This window comes from Erysipelatoclostridium sp. An173, from assembly GCF_963931465.1.
Taxonomy (GTDB): Bacteria; Bacillota_I; Bacilli_A; order Erysipelotrichales; family Coprobacillaceae; genus Thomasclavelia; species Thomasclavelia merdavium.
Genome location: NZ_OZ007017.1, coordinates 189,947 through 206,953, shown reverse-complemented (window position 1 = coordinate 206,953; position 17,007 = coordinate 189,947). Strand labels below are relative to the sequence as shown.

The 17,007-nt window shown below is 30.9% G+C and carries 14 protein-coding genes; 7 read left to right on the top strand and 7 right to left on the bottom strand.

Annotation, left to right across the window (positions count from 1 at the left end):
- Nucleotides 1-51: 51 nt before the first annotated feature.
- Nucleotides 52-1,929 (top strand): transglycosylase domain-containing protein, encoded by a 1,878-nt coding sequence (locus tag ABGT36_RS01015; RefSeq protein ID WP_087373827.1) that lies wholly within the window; start codon nt 52-54, stop codon nt 1,927-1,929.
- A 15-nt stretch (nt 1,930-1,944) separates the two neighbouring features.
- Here the strand turns inward: ABGT36_RS01015 and ABGT36_RS01010 are convergent, their stop codons facing one another.
- Complete coding sequence (locus ABGT36_RS01010; RefSeq protein WP_346676416.1) at nt 1,945-3,177, bottom strand: HD domain-containing protein; 1,233 nt, start codon at nt 3,175-3,177, stop codon at nt 1,945-1,947.
- 176 nt (nt 3,178-3,353) lie between these two features.
- Between ABGT36_RS01010 and ABGT36_RS01005 the strand changes: the two genes are divergently transcribed.
- Entirely contained in the window at nt 3,354-4,166 is an 813-nt protein-coding gene (locus ABGT36_RS01005) for a purine-nucleoside phosphorylase (protein ID WP_087298761.1), read from the top strand.
- A 70-nt stretch (nt 4,167-4,236) separates the two neighbouring features.
- Here ABGT36_RS01005 and ABGT36_RS01000 read toward each other — a convergent pair whose 3' ends face one another.
- The 3 genes from ABGT36_RS01000 to ABGT36_RS00990 are packed head-to-tail and all read right to left on the bottom strand — an operon-like array spanning nt 4,237 to nt 7,856.
- The gene (locus ABGT36_RS01000; RefSeq protein WP_087374093.1) at nt 4,237-4,932 is read right to left on the bottom strand and encodes a GntR family transcriptional regulator; all 696 of its coding nucleotides are present in this window, start codon (nt 4,930-4,932) and stop codon (nt 4,237-4,239) included.
- Between the two features lie 3 nt (nt 4,933-4,935).
- Entirely contained in the window at nt 4,936-5,931 is a 996-nt protein-coding gene (locus tag ABGT36_RS00995) for an isocitrate/isopropylmalate dehydrogenase family protein (protein WP_296884527.1), read from the bottom strand.
- On the bottom strand, nt 5,931-7,856 hold the full coding sequence (locus tag ABGT36_RS00990) for an aconitate hydratase (protein ID WP_346676415.1): 1,926 nt from the start codon (nt 7,854-7,856) through the stop codon (nt 5,931-5,933). Before ABGT36_RS00990 ends, ABGT36_RS00995 begins: the two co-directional genes overlap by 1 nt.
- 255 nt (nt 7,857-8,111) lie before the next feature.
- On the opposite strand from ABGT36_RS00990, the gene ABGT36_RS00985 reads away from it, so the two are divergent.
- Nucleotides 8,112-8,546, top strand: a complete 435-nt coding sequence (locus tag ABGT36_RS00985; protein WP_087298757.1) for an Rrf2 family transcriptional regulator — start codon at nt 8,112-8,114, stop codon at nt 8,544-8,546.
- Nucleotides 8,547-8,583: 37 nt separating this feature from the next.
- Nucleotides 8,584-10,437, top strand: coding sequence for a ribosomal protection-like ABC-F family protein (abc-f, locus tag ABGT36_RS00980; protein ID WP_087298756.1), 1,854 nt, complete (start codon nt 8,584-8,586; stop codon nt 10,435-10,437).
- A 7-nt stretch (nt 10,438-10,444) separates the two neighbouring features.
- Here the strand turns inward: abc-f and ABGT36_RS00975 are convergent, their stop codons facing one another.
- Together ABGT36_RS00975 and ABGT36_RS00970 are read right to left on the bottom strand one after the other, a co-directional pair.
- On the bottom strand, nt 10,445-10,663 hold the full coding sequence (locus ABGT36_RS00975; protein WP_087374101.1) for a DUF3850 domain-containing protein: 219 nt from the start codon (nt 10,661-10,663) through the stop codon (nt 10,445-10,447).
- A 14-nt stretch (nt 10,664-10,677) separates the two neighbouring features.
- Complete coding sequence (locus tag ABGT36_RS00970) at nt 10,678-10,887, bottom strand: hypothetical protein (RefSeq protein WP_087298754.1); 210 nt, start codon at nt 10,885-10,887, stop codon at nt 10,678-10,680.
- A 228-nt stretch (nt 10,888-11,115) separates the two neighbouring features.
- Between ABGT36_RS00970 and ABGT36_RS00965 the strand changes: the two genes are divergently transcribed.
- The 3 genes from ABGT36_RS00965 to ABGT36_RS00955 all read left to right on the top strand — a co-directional run bounded on the left by ABGT36_RS00965 (nt 11,116) and on the right by ABGT36_RS00955 (nt 15,518).
- The gene (locus ABGT36_RS00965) at nt 11,116-12,534 is read left to right on the top strand and encodes a glycoside hydrolase family 1 protein (protein ID WP_346676414.1); all 1,419 of its coding nucleotides are present in this window, start codon (nt 11,116-11,118) and stop codon (nt 12,532-12,534) included.
- 94 nt (nt 12,535-12,628) lie between these two features.
- A complete protein-coding gene (locus ABGT36_RS00960; RefSeq protein WP_346676413.1) occupies nt 12,629-14,002 on the top strand; it encodes an MATE family efflux transporter in 1,374 nt (457 codons plus the stop codon).
- Nucleotides 14,003-14,105: 103 nt separating this feature from the next.
- The gene (locus ABGT36_RS00955) at nt 14,106-15,518 is read left to right on the top strand and encodes a glycoside hydrolase family 1 protein (protein WP_087298752.1); all 1,413 of its coding nucleotides are present in this window, start codon (nt 14,106-14,108) and stop codon (nt 15,516-15,518) included.
- Between the two features lie 29 nt (nt 15,519-15,547).
- Here ABGT36_RS00955 and ABGT36_RS00950 read toward each other — a convergent pair whose 3' ends face one another.
- Nucleotides 15,548-16,996: a glycoside hydrolase family 1 protein gene (locus ABGT36_RS00950; RefSeq protein WP_087298751.1), complete on the bottom strand. Its 1,449-nt coding sequence runs from the start codon at nt 16,994-16,996 to the stop codon at nt 15,548-15,550.
- Nucleotides 16,997-17,007 lie beyond the last annotated feature (11 nt).

Below are 17,007 nucleotides of genomic sequence, written 5' to 3'. Positions count from 1 at the left end.
AGTGCATATTATAACACAAAAGCGTCAAGAATACTTTTGGTGATCAAATAAATGAAAAAAGTCATAAAAATCTTTGTAATCATAGCTGCTAGTTTAGTTACCTTTGTTCTTTCACTTTATTTAGTTGCATACTGTATGGGTGAACCAGATTTAAATAAAAATCGATACTTAAAACTCTATGACGACAATCAAGATATTTTCTATCAATCTATTAATGATTATGCTGGTCATTATGTTACTTTAGATAACGTTAGTGATTATTTTTTAGAAAGTATTGTTGCTATTGAAGATCAGCATTTCTATCAACATCGTGGTTTTGATCCAATTGGTATTGCAAGAGCAATAAAAGTTAATTTAATCAATCAGGATAAATCCCAAGGAGCAAGTACAATTACTCAACAATATGCACGTTTGCTCTATTTAACAAACGAAAAGTCCTGGTCTAGAAAAATAAAAGAAGCCTTTTTAACAATGCAATTGGAAACTCATTTAACTAAAGATGAAATTCTTGAAGGATATGTAAATAATGTTTATTTTGGCCATGGTATCTATGGCATTGAAAATGCCGCACAGTATTTCTATGGTAAAAGTGCTAAAAATCTTGATTTAAATGAAAGCAGCATGTTGGCAGGAGTAATTAATGGACCAACTTATTATTCGCCTTTAAATGATGAAACTGCCGCTAGAAAAAGACAAAGTTTAGTCTTAGATGCGTTAATTGATTGTGGTAATATTACGGAAAATGAAAAACAGCGAGTTTTAAATAGTGATTTAAACTTAGCTAAAGAACACCAAGTTGATGAAAATATTGATAATAATTATTATAAAGATGCCGTTATCGAAGAATTGGAAGCACTTGGTTTCTATAATAATACTTATTTAAATCAAGGATTAAATGTTTATACTACCTTTGATCAAGGCTATCAAGATATAATCACTAAAAGTGCTAAAGAATACACTCAAGATAGTGAAGTAGAAACCGCTAGTATTGTTGTTGAGCCTTATACTAGTAAAGTACTAGCTTTAATTGGTGGTAAAGATTATGCTCAATCCCAATATAACCGAGCTACCCAGACCAATCGACAAATCGGCAGTACAATTAAACCATTGCTTTATTATCTAGCATTAGAAAACGGCTTTACCCCAACAACCACTTTTTTATGTGAGCCAACAACTTTTAAACTTGATGATAATACTACCTATAGTCCTGGTAATTTTAATGACAAATATGCTTATGATGATATTACTCTTGCTCAGGCTATTGCAGTATCTGATAATATCTATGCTGTTAAAACCCATTTATTTTTAGGAGAAGAGAATTTAGCCGCCTTAATTAAAAAATTTGGTATCGACAATGTTGAAGCTAATGCTTCTCTAGCCCTGGGAACCTTAAATACTAATATTTACAATCTAGCTAATATGTATAACTGTCTTGCTAGCGAAGGAACCTATAATCATTTATATATGATTGAAAAAATTACTAACGCTGCCGGTGAAGTATTATATGAACACGAACGTGAAGATCAAAAAATGCTTAATCAGGATACTTGTCTTGTTTTATCACAACTATTAACTTCTACTTTTAATGATACTTTTAGTACCTACTTACAAGCTACGATGGCTGGTTATCAATTAGATAATATTAATGCTTGTAAAACTGGGAGTACCGATGTTGATAATTTAGCGGTCGCTTATAATCCTGAAGTATTAGTTGCTAGCTGGGTAGGTTATGATGATAATCGTAAAATGACTACGACTAATGATAAAACAGTCGCTAAAAAAACCGTCGTTGATGTTTTACAATACACTAATAAAATCAAGGAAGTTAACTGGTATCAGCCAACTTCTTCTTTACAACAAATCGCCATAAATCCACTAACTGGTGAAAATGATGAAAATGGTTTAGTCTACTGGTTTAAAAAGGAATAATAAATATCCCGAAGTTTATACTTCGGGATAAAATATTTTACGATCATCTTTATTATTTTTTGATTTAATTATTGCCCCTACAATTTCTGAAACCTCGGGTAAAAATTTTAGTTTACCATCAACTAGAATTTCAATTTCACTTATATCATCACTATTACCATAATAAAGATATGGTATTTGTTTTTGATCATCAAAAACAAGATAATACCGCAGATCATAACCACACTTTAAAACATAATCTTTTACATCACATAAATCATCTTCATTATTATAATCACGATAACTAAATAATTTCCGATTTAAAAAACGATTACACAAATCCGCTAAAATAGTATCTTTACCCTCAGTAAATACCATAAAATAATATAATATGATACTTTCATCTAATTTAACATAATCTTGTTCACTAACATTTCCTTTTAAAAAAGGCAATAAATAGTTAATATCACCAAATTGATAACCAGAATCATAAAGATCTTTGATTCTTCTAAAAATACTCATCAATAGCTGTTCATAACTGCGACTTGTTGGATGATAATATACTTGCCAATACATATGATAGCGCGCTAAGATATAATTTTCGATAGCTTGAACTCCAGCTTCTTTAAATACAATTTTTCCATCATATACTTGCATCACCCTTAAGATCCTAGCCATATCAAAATGGCCATAAGTAGTTCCGGTAAAATAAGAATCCCTAAGTAAATAATCCATTCGATCTCCATCTAACTGACTGGATACCATTTGAACCAAAATCTTATTAGGGTGTCTTTTTTCAATAACACTACTTACCTCTTTAGCAAAACCTTTATTAAAATTTTCCAGGATTTGATGGACCTCGCTTTGACCATTGATTATTTTAACTGTATAGTCTTCATGTTTTATTTGATATACTTCTTCAAAACAATGTGAAAAAGGTCCATGACCAATATCATGTAATAAAGCTGCACACATGACTACTAATTTATCATAATCGCATAATGCCTGACCAATAGCACTATTGAATATCATTTTTCTTACGACATAATAAACACCTAATGAATGACAAAAGCGTGAATGCTCAGCACTTTGATAAACCTGATGAACACCACCTAATTGTTTTATTCTTCTAAGACGTTGCATTTCTTTAGAATTTATTAAATCTAAAATAACTGGCTGGTCAACATGGATATAATTATGAATCGCATCACGAAATACTTTGCTATCACGTAGTTTTGTTTGATTTAATTGATAAGTTGATCGATCCATATTATCACTCCTTATGTTAAAAAAACTAAAAACGATTATAACTACTTAATGTAAACCATATTTTAGTATTTTAAAGCCATTATTATTTTAAAAACCAATAATCTTTAGTTTTTTGTACTTTCATTATAATACATTTAATAAGTTTATGCTATAATTGAAAGCAGGAGGTATAATGTATGCACATTAAAATCAATGAAGCTACTGATTACATCAAGTCGCAATATCATGGTAAAATTGATCTTGCGATTATTTTAGGCTCTGGTTTAGGGCATCTAGTTGATGAAATCAAAAACCCAATTGAATTGGATTACCGCGATATCCCCCACTTTCCTTTAACTAATTTAAAAGGCCATATTGGTAAATTAGTTATTGGTTCATTAGAAGGTAAAACTGTCATAGCCATGAAAGGCCGCTTCCATTATTATGAAGGAAATGATATGCAAATTGTCACTTTACCAATTAGAGTCTTTAAAAGATTAGGTATTGAAAATTTAATCTTAACAAATGCATGTGGCGGTATTCGTGAAGACTTAAATCCTGGTCAATTAATGTTGATTAAAGATCATATTAGTCTATTTATGGATAGTCCATTAAGAGGTCCTAATTTAGACGAATTTGGTCCTCGCTTCCCTGATATGTGTGAAGCTTATAATGAAGAAATTGGTGAACTTGCTCATAAAGTAGCTGATGAAAATGATATTATTTTAAAAGATGGTGTTTATGCTTATTGCCAAGGGCCAATGTATGAAACACCAGCTGAAATTAGAGCTTTAAAAGTTTTAGGTGCTGATGCTGTAGGAATGTCAACAATTCCTGAAGCTATTGTAGCCCGTCATTGTAATATGAAAACTTTAGGCATCTCATTAATCACTAATAAAGCTGCAGGATTATCAAGCCAAGAACTAAGTCATGATGAAGTAATTGAAATTGCCGAAAAATCAGAAAAAAACTTTGCAACATTAATTAAAGGAATTATTAAAGAGTGGTAGTGAACTCGACCCTATGGGTCAGCTCATACCACTTTTTATTATAAAAATAAGTAAGACCTTATCGTCTTACTTATTCTTCACTTGCATTTTCTTCCTTAGCTTTATTTTCATAATAAGTTCGTACTAACATTTGAGTTTTACGAATATGCTTTTGAATCTTTTCTTTAGCTAATTCTTTATCACGAGCAACAATTGCTTCATAAATTTCGCGATGTTCCTGAGCTGCTGAAATTAAACGATCAGGCTGTTTGATCGAATGTCTTGAAGTTACATGAATATAATAATTTATATCTGATAGTAATTGTTCAAAGTATTTCGATTGTGTACAGCAGTAGATTGCTTCATGAAAAGCAATATTAAGTTCATTGAATTTTTCCTGATCATTTTTACCAGCATAAAATTCCATTAAATCATAAACTTCTTTGATCTTTTCTAACTGCTCATCATTTATTCTTTCAATTGCTAATTGTATAGCTAAACCTTCTAAGGCATATCGAATTTCTAACATATCATCAATATCTCGATGTGAAAACCCTAGTACATAAACACCTTTATTAGGAATACTTTTTACTAACCCTTCTAACTCTAATTGTTTTAAAGCCTCTCTAATTGGTGTTCTGGAAATATTTAACTGTTTAGCTAATGCTACCTCATTTAACTTTTGTCCTTTAACATATTCTTCATTTAATATTTTATCTCTTAAAACATTAAAAATCTTATTCCCTAACGAACCATGTCCCGTATTTTCTAAGATATTCTTTGCCATAACTTACCTCAACTTTTCAATTATTGCTGCTGTAAATTGCTCTGTTGTTGCCTTACCGCCAATATCAGGAGTAATTACTTTCTTATCAGCAACAACTGCAGCTAAAGCATCCCGCAATTTATTTGCCTCTTCTAATTTCCCTAACGCTTCAAGCATTAATGCAAAAGCTAATAATAAAGCACTTGGATTGGCAATTCCTTTACCAGCAATATCAGGCGCACTACCATGAACCGCTTCATAGATTTGATACTCATCACCAATATTACCACTAGGAGCAAAACCTAATCCACCTACTAATCCTGCACATAAATCAGATACGATATCACCATATAAATTTGGTGCTACTAATACATCAAACGTTTCTGGACGAATAACTAATTGCATACACATATTATCGACTATCACTTCTTGGGTTTCAATTTCTGGATAATCTTTAGCTACATCTCTAAAAGCTTCTAAAAATAATCCATCAGTATATTTCATAATATTAGCTTTATGAATTGCAGTGACTTTTTTTCGTCCATTATTTTTAGCATACTCAAAAGCATAACGGCATATTTTTTCACTAGCACCGCGAGTAATTAACTTAACACCGTTGGCCATATCAGGATTAATCATATATTCAATCCCTTTATATAAATCTTCTGTATTTTCACGAATGATTACTAAATCAATATTTTCATAACGTGAATCAATTCCTTTAAAAGATTTGATTGGTCTAACATTTGCATAAGTTGCAAACTGTTGTCTTAAAGCAACATTTACACTTCTAAATCCCGTTCCTATCGGTGTTGCAGTAGGTCCTTTTAAAGCCCATTTATATTTTTTAATGGCATCAACTAAACCGGGTTCAAAAACCTCTTTAGTTTTAGCAGCATATTCAGCACCAGCCTGGTATTCTAACCATTCGATATCTAAATTCATCGCTTTACTTACATCAACAACACTTTTAGAAATCTCTTTACCAATTCCATCACCAGGAATTAAAACTGCCTTCATTAAAAATCACCACCCAATTCTTTAATTGCATTTAATAACCCACCATAATTAATCATTACCTTTTCACGAGGTGATAGTGTTAATTTGGCTTCAATATAATCATTAGTTTTTTCATTAATTACTTTAACAAAACCATTATTAGCTACAACTTCTTTAATATTAACAATTTTATAAGTATCGTGATCATTAAAGAAATCTTGATCCTTAGCTTCAATTACTAATGGTAAAATACCATTATTTATTAAATTAGAGCGATGGATACGTGCAAATGATACTGCAAAAATAGCTTTTATTTTTAAATAATTAGGAACTAAAGCTGCATGTTCACGAGAACTTCCCTGACCATAATTATCGCCACCGACAATAAAACCACCATTATTTTTTATAGCACGATCATAAAATTCTGGATCTACTTTACTAAATGAATATTTAGCTAGATGTGGTACATTTGAACGATATGGTAACAACTTACTATCTGAAGGAACAATATGATCAGTAGAAATATTATCACCGACTTTTAATACAACTTTACCACTAATTTCATCGCTAATCTTTTCACCACGAGGAACCGGCTTAATATTAGGCCCCATATAAACTACATTATTTTCATCATATTCGTCAATAAAGAAATTCTGATTTTTAATAAAAGGTGTATTTGGTACTTCATCTAAATACATATCATCTTCAAATTCTTGTGATAAATATCCTTTAATAGCACTTAAAGCAGCTATTTCTGGTGATACTAAATAAACACTAGCATCATTAGTACCAGAACGTCCTTTAAAGTTACGATTAATCGTTCTTAAAGAAACCCCTTTTGAAAGTGGTGCTTGTCCCATACCAATACAAGGACCACAACCACATTCTAAAATTCTAGCACCAGCTTGAATCATATCAGCTAAAGCACCATTTTTTGATAACATTGCTAAAATTGAACTAGATCCTGGTGCAATAACTAACGACACATGATCAGCTACTTTATGACCTTTTAAAATCTTAGCCGCTTTCATCATATCGGCAAATGATGAATTAGTACAGCTTCCAATTACAACCTGATTAATTTTCATTCCTTCTAATTCTTGAACTGGTACTACCGCATCAGGACTATGTGGCTTAGCAGTCATTGGCACTAATGTACTTAAATCAACTGTTAATTCTTGATCATATGTTGCATCTTCATCAGCTTTCATTTCAATATAATCTTCTTCTCTACCTTGTTGAATCAAATATTCTTTAGTTCGCTCATCGGTTGGGAAAATTGAAGTAGTTGCTCCAAGTTCTGCCCCCATATTACAAATAGTAGCTCGATCGGTTAAAGAAAGAGATGCAATTCCATCACCTGTATATTCAATAATTTTATTGACCCCACCTTTAACTGTTAACTGCTTTAATATATATAAGATAATATCTTTAGCACTAACCCATGGTGTTTTAGTACCGGTTAAGTTAACCTTAACCACACTTGGACATTGTAAATAATATTTTCCAGTTGCCATTGCCACTGCAACATCTAGACCACCTGCACCAATGGCAATCATTGCCATGGCACCACAAGTTGGTGTATGTGAATCAGAACCAACTAATGTCTTACCTGGTTTTGCGAAATTTTCTAACTGTAATTGATGGCATACACCATTACCTGGTTTTGAAAAAGTGATTCCATGTTTTTTGGCTACACTACGAATAAACTCATGATCATCCATATTTTCAAATCCAGTTTGTAACATATTATGATCAATATAAGCCACTGCTTTTTCAACTGCAACATGCTTAATATTCATCGCTTCTAATTGTAAATATGCCATTGTCCCAGTCGAGTCTTGAGTCAATGTTTGATCTATTTGAATTCCAATTTGTTCTCCGGGAACTAATTTTCCGTCTTTAAGTTTACTGCTTAAAATTTTGTATGCTAAATTCATACCCATAACGATTATACCCCCAATCATTCAATGTTGCATACAATTATACAAAAAAACAATATTTATTACAACCCTTAAAACAAAATTTTAAAAGAAGATATTTTAATAATAATTAATCATATATTTATTATTTACATAATGGCTATAATACAATTATAAAAGACACTTTTTTAAAACATTTATTTCTTAATTTTTATAAATCTAAAAGCAGTCATGACAAATGATAATAATCATGATATATTGAATTTGAGGTGATTAAGCATGAAAATTTCAACTAGGGGTCGCTATGCTTTACGTTTAATGATTGATCTGGCAATTCATCAAGATGAAGGAAACATTTCTTTAAAAGATATTTCTAAAAGACAGGATATTTCCATTAAATATTTGGAACAGATTGTAAAACCACTAACTAAACATAAATTAATTAAAAGTACTCGTGGTTCTCATGGGGGTTATTCACTTACTAAAAAGCCTAGTGAGTACACTGCAAAAGATATTTTAACTGTTCTTGAAGGACCGATTGCCTGTGTTACATGCTTAGAAGATCCAGTAAATAAATGTCCTCGCTTTAAATCTTGTCCTACAATTTCTTTTTATGAAGGATTAAATAAACTTATTAATGATTATTTAGAAACATATACTTTAGAAGATCTTATTAAATCTAATGATTTAGCTAGTGATGTTGACTATAAATAATTATTAAAATATGTTAGAATTACTAGCGGTGATAAATATGTTGATAGAATGTTCGAATATAAAAAAATCTTTTCAAGGAATACCATTATTAAAAGATATTACATTTAAAGTTGATAATCATGATAAAATTGCTATTATTGGGGTCAATGGCGCTGGTAAAACTACTATTTTAAAAATAATAGCTGGTGAAGAAGAATATGATGGCGGTAATCTTTTTAGTAACAAAGATTTAACTTTAGGGTATTTAAAACAACAGCATGATTTAGATATCAACAGTACTGTTTATCAAAGTGCTTTGGATGTTTTTAAACCTTTAATGGTAATTGAAGAGCGATTAAGAGAGTTAGAAGCAATAATGGCTGATAACCACAGTAAACAGATTTTAGAAGAATATGACCGTTTAATGCAACAATTTAATGATCAAAACGGTTATAGTTATCCAAGTAAGGTCACTGGTGTTTTAAAAGGATTAGGATTTAGTGAAGATGAATTTGATGATCCAGTTAAAATACTATCTGGTGGTCAAAAAACGCGACTAGCTTTAGCGAAAATATTGTTACAAGAGCCAAAGCTGTTATTATTAGATGAACCAACTAACCATTTAGATAATAGTGCAATTACTTTTTTAGAAAACTATTTAAAAAGTTATCCTAATGCAATTGTCGTTGTTAGTCACGACCGTTATTTTATTGATCAGATTTCTAACAAAATCGTTGAAATTGAAAATGGTAAAGCAAAAACATATAAATGTAAATATGATGAATATTCATCATTAAAAAAACAACAACGAGCTATTGATTTAAAACACTATATTAATCAACAGCGAGAAATCAAACGGATTCAAGAAAGTATTGATACTTTAAAATCATATAATCGTGAAAAACAAGTTAAACGAGCTGAATCTAAAGAAAAACAATTAGCTAAGATGGAATTAATTGAAAAACCAGAAAACTTACCAGATACAATTACTATTAATTTTAAACCTAAACGTGAATCTGGTTTTGATGTCTTGAAAATAGAAGATTTAGCAGTAAGATTTGAAGAACCATTATTTCAAAACATCAATATTGATATCAAAAAACAAGAACGAGTAGCCTTAGTTGGTGATAACGGGATTGGAAAAACAACATTATTTAAAACAATATTAAATCAAATTATCCCCTACCAGGGAAAAATTAAATTTGGTAGTAAAGTAGATGTAGCTTATTATGATCAAGAACATAGTACCTTATCTTTAAATAAAACTATTTTTGATGAAATTAGTGATAATTTCCCAAATATGACCAACACTGAAATTAGAAACAGTTTAGCGTTATTTAATTTTAAAGGTGAAGATGTTTTTAAAGAAATATCTTTATTATCAGGTGGTGAAAAAAGCCGTGTTGTTTTAACTAGCATTTTATTGAAACAAGCAAACTTTTTAATTCTCGATGAACCAACCAACCATCTAGATATTGCTTCAAAAGAGGTACTTGAAGATGCTTTAAATCAATTTGAAGGAACAATCTTCTTTATTAGCCATGACCGCTATTTTATAAATAAAGTAGCTACTAGGGTTATTGAACTTACTAATAATAAAGCAATTAGTTATGATGGTAATTATGATTTATATATCAGTCATAAAATAGCCATAAAACCAGTAAAAAAAGAAAATACTGATTATCTCAATATGAAACAGCAAAATGCTATGTATCGTAAACAGCAAAATAAAATAAAAAAAGTAGAAAATCAAATTTCTACTTTAGAACAACAAATCAATGATCTTACTAATGAATTACATAGCGACGAAGTTGTTAACGATTATCAAAAATATAATCAGATTAGTGATCAAATAACTGATCTAGAAAACCAGTTAAATGATTTATTAGAACAATGGGAAGCCCTTCAATAAGGGCTTTTTATACTTTTTCAACTTTTACAATACAATAATCCTCAGCTAACTGTGACCCTTCGCAATCAATATATTCAACTTTTACAACACAACGATGATGATCATGAGTCCACAAAGAAATACAATCGCCTACTTGGATACCTTCTTCTTTACAAACAATTAAGTGTTTTATACTACCATTACAGATTTTATCAAAATACTGCTTTTTAACCTGTAAATTACACATTCAAATAACTCCCTTCATTTTTTTAGAATTAATTTATGTTGTTTAGATACTTGTAATTCTTCTTTTTTTATTTCAATAGTCTTTTCTATTTCATGATTTTTCTTTTCCTTTATTTTAACTTTACTCCAGCAATAAATTGGATAAATAAAAAATCTAATTGTTATTGTTAATGCTAATAAACCTAAATCTATTGATAATAGTAGAAATAATGGTTTTAAATGCATTTTATGTCCTCCTTTGTACCTAAACACATTAACTATTTATATATATGTAAAGATAAATAGTTTATGCTTTAAATAGTATACAGATTGATGAGTACATAATTTGTCTAAATTGGTAAGCTATCTTATTAAAGTCTTAGTTTTCATATTTTGTAAAACGGTTTCAATTATTTTTAGTTTAAAGTATAATTAATTTATATGACATAAATAATGAGGAGGAAAATAAAAAAGATGTTACACAAAAAATTAAAACCATTCCCTAAAGATTTTTTATGGGGTGCTTCTACATCAGCTTACCAAGTAGAAGGAGCTAACTTAGAAGATGGTAAAGGGCCATCATGCCAAGATGTTAAAAAAGTACCTGAAGGAACTTCAGATTTAACAGTATGTGCTGATCATTATCATCGTTATAAAGAAGATATTGCTTTAATGGCTGAAATGGGATTTAAAACTTATCGTTTTTCAATTGCCTGGACAAGAATCTTACCTCAAGGTACTGGAGAAGTTAATCCAAAAGGTATCGAATACTATAATAATGTTATTAATGAATGTTTAAAATATAACATCGAGCCATTAGTAACTATGTTCCACTTCGATATGCCTGCTGCATTAGATGAAAGAGGAAGCTGGTCTAATCCAGAATCAGTTGACTGGTTTGTCAACTTTGCTAAAGTTATGTTTGAAAACTTTGGTGACCGTGTAAAATACTGGTTAACTATCAATGAACAAAATATGTTAACATTAGTTGGTCCAGTAATTGGTACTCTTTCAATTCCTGAGGGATGTACAAATGTTACTAAAGAAGTTTATCAACAAAACCATCATATGTTAGTAGCTCAAGCTAAAGCAATGGCATTATGTCATGAAATGCTTCCTGGAGCTAAAATTGGTCCAGCTCCAAATATTTCACTAGTATATCCTGCATCTTGTAAACCTGAAGATATTTTAGCCGCTCAAAACTATAACGCTATTAGAAACTGGTTATACTTAGACATGGCTGTATATGGTAAATATAATAACTTAGTATGGGCTTATTTAGAAGAACATGATGCTTGTCCTGCTTTTGCTCCTGGTGATGCGGAAGCATTAGCTAATGGACATCCTGATTTTATTGGATTTAACTATTATAATACTGCAACTTGTGAAGCTAGTGATGGAACTGAAGAAATTGATCCAGGTGCTGACCAACAAACTGCACGTGGTGAAGCTGGTTTCTATCGTGGTTATAAAAACCCATATTTACCAACAACTGAATTTGGTTGGGAAATTGACCCTATGGGATTTAGAGCAACTATGAGAGAAATGTATTCTCGTTATCGTTTACCAATGATCGTTACTGAAAATGGTCTTGGAGCTTATGATAAGTTAACTGAAGATGGTAAAGTTCATGACCAATATCGTATTAAATATTTACGTGATCATATTGAACAAATTAAACTTGCCATTTCTGATGGGGTTGAAATGATGGGATATTGCCCTTGGTCTGCAATCGACTTAATTTCTACTCATGAAGGTATGGTTAAACGTTATGGATTCATTTATGTTGACCGTGATGAATTTGATTTAAAAACTTTAGATCGTTATCGTAAAGATTCTTTCTACTGGTATAAAAAAGTTATTGCTTCTAATGGAGAAGATTTATCAGATTAATTATTAAGAGATGATTTGTATCATCTCTTTTTTTATCCTTGACTTATAGTTTACTTTAAGATGTATGATAAATTTACACTAAAGGAGGAATTTAATGATCAATATAATCGAGCCAAAAATACAAATATCTAAACAAAGACAAATATTTACTAACAAGAATTTAAAAAATTTAATTATTCCTTTAATTATTGAACAATTATTAGTACTACTTGTAGGAATTGCCGACACTCTAATGGTTAGTTATGCTGGCGAGGCAGCTGTTTCCGGCGTTAGTTTAGTCAATCAGCTTAATAACGTTTTTCTTTATATTTTTAATGCTTTAGCATCAGGCGGTGCCGTTGTTGCTAGTCAATATATTGGTAACAAAGATCAAAAAAATGGTAACCTTGCTGCAAGCCAATTAGTAATGATTACTACTGTAATTTCAGTTTTCTTAATGTTATTTGCCATCCTTTTAAGAGAACAACTATTAACATTATTATTTGGTGATGTTGAAAGTGATGTTATGAGTGCCTGTCTTACATATTTAATTATTTCTGCTTTTTCATTTCCAGCATTAGCTATATATAATAGCTGCGCTGGGTTATTTAGAAGTATGTCTAAGGCTAATATAGTTGTTTATGTATCTTTTTTAATGAATATTATTAATGTTGCTGGTAATGCTATTGGAATTTTTGTTTTACATGCTGGAGTTGCCGGAGTTGCTTATCCATCACTTATTTCTAGAACCGTAGCAGCTATAGTTTTACTTATTTTGATTTCTAGTAAAAAAAATGTTTTATATATTCGTCTTAGCGATATTCTTAAATGGTCTAAGTCTATGATCAAACGGATATTAAATATTGCTATTCCAAATAGTATTGAAAATGGTTTGTTTCAAATATCTAAAGTTGTATTAAGCAGTATTGTTGCTTTATTTGGTACTAGCCAGATTGCTGCTAATGGTGTTGCTCAAAGTTTCTGGTCAATGGCTGCCTTATTTTCACTTGCTATGGGGCCGGCCTTTATTACTGTAATTGGACAATGTATGGGAGCTAAAGATATTGAAGCTGCCAATTATTATATGCAAAAATTACTTAAAATAACTTTAATTGGCGGAACTATCTGGAATGCTGTCTTCTTTGCAATTACACCACTTATTTTAATACTTTATGATTTACCAAATGAAACAATTCAGTTAGTAATTATTTTATGTTTGATCCATAATGTCTTTAATGCTATCTTATGTCCAATTTCTTCTGCTCTTTCTAATGGATTACGAGCTTGTGGTGATGTTAAATATACAATGTACACATCTATTTTCTGTACTGTTGTTTGCCGCGTTATTTTATCATATTTATTTGGTATTACTTTAAATTTAGGAGTTATTGGTATTACTTTAGCTATGGTTGGCGATTGGGCAATTAAAGCTATCTTTATCATGGTTAGATATGTAAAAGGAACCTGGAAACAATTTCAAGTTATCTAAAGTGCTTATAAAAGCACTTTTTATTTTCTTTTTCATTCTCTGGAAAAGTCCATTACTTTTTTTAATTTCGATTATAATATCGCTTATGGAGGAGATACAAAATATGTTACATAAAAATTTAAAACCATTCCCTAAAGATTTTTTATGGGGTGCTTCTACATCTGCTTATCAAGTAGAAGGAGCTAACTTAGAAGATGGTAAAGGACCATCAGTACAAGATGTTAAAGTAATCCCAGAAGGAACTTCAGATTTAACAGTATGTGCTGATCATTACCATCGCTATAAAGAAGATATTGCTTTAATGGCTGAAATGGGATTTAAAACTTATCGTTTTTCTATTTCATGGTCAAGAATTTTACCAAATGGAACTGGTGAAGTAAATCCTAAAGGAATTGAATTCTATAATAATGTAATTAATGAATGTTTAAAATATAACATTGAACCATTAGTTACTATGTTCCACTTTGACTTACCTCAAGCATTAGAAGAAAGAGGAGGTTGGGAAAAAAGAGAATCAATTGACTGGTTTGTCAACTTTGCTAAAGTTATGTTTGAAAACTTTGGTGACCGTGTAAAATACTGGTTAACTATCAATGAACAAAACGTCTTAATTTTATCTGGTGATATTATCGGAACAACTAAATTAACAGGACCAGATAAATATAAAAGCCTATATCAACAAAATCACCACATGTTAGTAGCTCAAGCTAAAGCAATGGCTTTATGCCATGAAATGGTACCTGGTGGTAAAATCGGACCAGCTCCAAATATTTCTTTAGCTTATCCAGCTTCTTGTAAACCAGAAGATCAATTAGCTGCTCAAAATCTAAATGCAATTAGAAACTGGTTATACTTAGATATGGCTGTATATGGAAAATACAATAATCTTGCATGGGCATTTATGGAAGAACGTAATGCTACACCAGTTATTGAAGAAGGTGACATGGAAATTTTAGCTAATGGTCATCCTGATTTCATTGGTTTCAACTACTATTCAACTGCTACAGTAAAATGGTGTCCTGAAAATATTGAAGAAACATTTGGACATGATCAACAAAAAACAAGAATGGAACCAGGTGTTTATCTAGGTGCTGCTAATGAAAATTTACCACATACTGATTTTGGATGGGAAATTGATCCAATGGGATTTAGAGCAACTATGAGAGAAATGTATTCTCGTTATCGTTTACCAATGATTGTTACTGAAAATGGTCTTGGAGCTTATGATAAGCTAACTGAAGACGGTAAAGTACATGATCAATACCGTATTGAATATTTAAGAAAACATATTGAACAAATCAAGTTAGCTATTACAGATGGTGTTGAAATGATGGGATATTGCCCTTGGTCTGCAATTGACTTAATTTCTACTCATGAAGGTATGGTTAAACGTTACGGATTCATTTATGTTGACCGTGATGAATTTGATTTAAAAACTTTAGATCGTTATCGTAAAGATTCTTTCTATTGGTATAAAAAAGTTATCGCTTCTAATGGAGAAGATTTATCTGATTAAACATAAAAGGAATAGCTTAGCTATTCCTTTTATAGTTCTTCACCGTTAGTTTCAATTACCTTTTGATACCAGTAATATGAATCTTTTTTATATCGATTTAATGTACCGCTATTTTCGTCTTCTTCTCTATCAACATATACAAATCCATAGCGTTTTTGATAACCATTTAACCAGCTTAATAAATCTGTATATGACCATGTACAATAAGCTAATACTCGACAACCATCATCACAGGCTTTTTTAAGTTCCTTAATATGTTCACGTAAGTAATCAATACGATATGGATCATGAACCTTACCATCTTCCAATTTATCAAAAGCTCCTAATCCGTTTTCACTAATTACGATTGGTAAATCATATCTTGATGTAATTTCACGACAGCACATTCTAAGACCCATTGGATCAATTGTCCAATCCCAGTCTGTAGTTGGTAAATTAGCATTAGGTGGATTTTTATATAATCCAGGTACTCCTTGCACTGTTGCAGTACCTTTTTTACCAGTGTTATTCATTTCATGAGTTGTTCCAACACCATCAATATCATTGAATTCAACTGTAGTAGTTTGATAATAGTTAACACCCATAAAATCAATTAATTGAGCTGCTTCTTTTAAAATAGCTTGATCTTCAGGTTCCATTTTAATTGTAATACCTTGTGACTGTAAATAAGTTAAGGCAGCTCGTGGATAACGTCCATAAGCATATACGTCCATCCAGAAATAATTTTTTAAGTCATCATAGTCAGCCTTAGCCATAGCGTTTTCTGGTTTATTGTCAATAGCATAACTTGGGCTGTAAGCAAAACTTGCTCCTACTTTTGCATCTGGCCACATTTCTTTTAAAGCAATTACACTTTTTGCATGTGCCATATTAGCATGATGATTAACCTGACAGAATGTTTGCATATCATCTACTTTTCCTGGTGGATGCATTCCTTCTAACCATCCATGACCGGTAAAGATATTTTGTTCATTCATTGTAATCCAATATTTTACACGATCACCATATCTTTTAAATAAAGTCTTAGCATAATTTACATAATCATCAACGATTTGACGATTTTCCCAGCCATGATATCGATCTTCTAAAGCTTGAGGCATATCCCAGTGATATACTGTTACCATTGGTTCAATTCCATATTTTAATAATTCATTAATTAAATTATCATAGAATTGTAATCCAGCTTCATTTACTTCACCTGTTCCATTTGGATAGATTCTTGTCCAGGCAATTGAAAAACGATATGTTTTTAAGCCTAATTCTGCCATTAAGGCAACATCTTCTTTATAACGATGATAATGGTCTACGGCTTTATCACCAGTAGTTCCTTTAAAAGTTTTTCCAGGAATTCTAACAAATTTATCCCAGTTAGAAACACCTTTACCATCAGCATCCCAGCCACCTTCTACCTGATAAGCAGCTGAAGCACTACCCCAAAGAAAGTCTTTTGGAAATCCTTTGCTTTCTTTAAAATACATCTTTTTTTCTC

Bases quoted from the DNA above. Each gene is read 5' to 3' on its own strand.
- ABGT36_RS01015 (WP_087373827.1), top strand. From the start codon at position 52: ATGAAAAAAGTCATAAAAATCTTTGTAATCATAGCTGCTAGTTTAGTT.
- ABGT36_RS01010 (WP_346676416.1), bottom strand. From the start codon at position 3,177: ATGGATCGATCAACTTATCAATTAAATCAAACAAAACTACGTGATAGC.
- ABGT36_RS01005 (WP_087298761.1), top strand. From the start codon at position 3,354: ATGCACATTAAAATCAATGAAGCTACTGATTACATCAAGTCGCAATAT.
- ABGT36_RS01000 (WP_087374093.1), bottom strand. From the start codon at position 4,932: ATGGCAAAGAATATCTTAGAAAATACGGGACATGGTTCGTTAGGGAAT.
- ABGT36_RS00995 (WP_296884527.1), bottom strand. From the start codon at position 5,931: ATGAAGGCAGTTTTAATTCCTGGTGATGGAATTGGTAAAGAGATTTCT.
- ABGT36_RS00990 (WP_346676415.1), bottom strand. From the start codon at position 7,856: ATGGGTATGAATTTAGCATACAAAATTTTAAGCAGTAAACTTAAAGAC.
- ABGT36_RS00985 (WP_087298757.1), top strand. From the start codon at position 8,112: ATGAAAATTTCAACTAGGGGTCGCTATGCTTTACGTTTAATGATTGAT.
- abc-f (WP_087298756.1), top strand. From the start codon at position 8,584: ATGTTGATAGAATGTTCGAATATAAAAAAATCTTTTCAAGGAATACCA.
- ABGT36_RS00975 (WP_087374101.1), bottom strand. From the start codon at position 10,663: ATGTGTAATTTACAGGTTAAAAAGCAGTATTTTGATAAAATCTGTAAT.
- ABGT36_RS00970 (WP_087298754.1), bottom strand. From the start codon at position 10,887: ATGCATTTAAAACCATTATTTCTACTATTATCAATAGATTTAGGTTTA.
- ABGT36_RS00965 (WP_346676414.1), top strand. From the start codon at position 11,116: ATGTTACACAAAAAATTAAAACCATTCCCTAAAGATTTTTTATGGGGT.
- ABGT36_RS00960 (WP_346676413.1), top strand. From the start codon at position 12,629: ATGATCAATATAATCGAGCCAAAAATACAAATATCTAAACAAAGACAA.
- ABGT36_RS00955 (WP_087298752.1), top strand. From the start codon at position 14,106: ATGTTACATAAAAATTTAAAACCATTCCCTAAAGATTTTTTATGGGGT.
- ABGT36_RS00950 (WP_087298751.1), bottom strand. From the start codon at position 16,996: ATGTATTTTAAAGAAAGCAAAGGATTTCCAAAAGACTTTCTTTGGGGT.